This window comes from Vibrio sp. 1402 (assembly GCF_033340275.1).
In genome coordinates this window covers 1-639 of sequence record NZ_JAWOWE010000367.1, presented here as the reverse complement: position 1 = coordinate 639, position 639 = coordinate 1, and the positions used below count along the sequence as shown (strand labels likewise).

General features: G+C 49.5%; 1 protein-coding gene. It reads left to right on the top strand.

Annotated elements, in window-relative coordinates:
• Positions 1-639: DapH/DapD/GlmU-related protein (locus R7044_RS26110; RefSeq protein WP_405540923.1), on the top strand; the 639-nt coding region annotated here is incomplete at both ends.

Sequence of the window (639 nt, the reverse complement as noted above, 5' to 3'; positions counted from 1 at the left end):
GAGTACTACCTAACAGACGTTATTGCTGCTGCGCACGACGAAGGGCGTGCCGTTGAAGCGGTTCACCCAGTGAATGCCATTGAAGTAGAAGGTGTTAATGATCGCGCTCAACTTGCTCGTCTAGAGCGCGCGTTCCAATCGATGCAAGCTCAAAAACTACTTGAACAAGGTGTGATGCTGCGTGACCCTGCGCGTTTTGACTTACGCGGTGAGCTTCAGTGCGGTATGGATTGTGAAATCGATGCAAACGTGATCATTGAAGGTAACGTATCGCTGGGTGATAACGTGATTATCGGCACTGGTTGTGTGCTGAAAGATTGTGAAATCGACGATAATACTATCGTTCGTCCTTACAGTGTGATTGAAGGTGCAACCGTTGGTGAAGAGTGTACCGTCGGTCCATTCACTCGTCTGCGTCCTGGTGCTGAGCTACGTAACGACGCGCACGTCGGTAACTTCGTGGAAGTGAAAAATGCGCGCATTGGTGAAGGCTCTAAAGCAAACCACCTGACTTACCTTGGTGATGCGGAAATCGGCCAACGCACTAATATCGGTGCGGGCACGATTACGTGTAACTACGATGGCGCAAATAAGTTCAAGACCATCATTGGTAACGATGTGTTTGTTGGCTCTGATAGC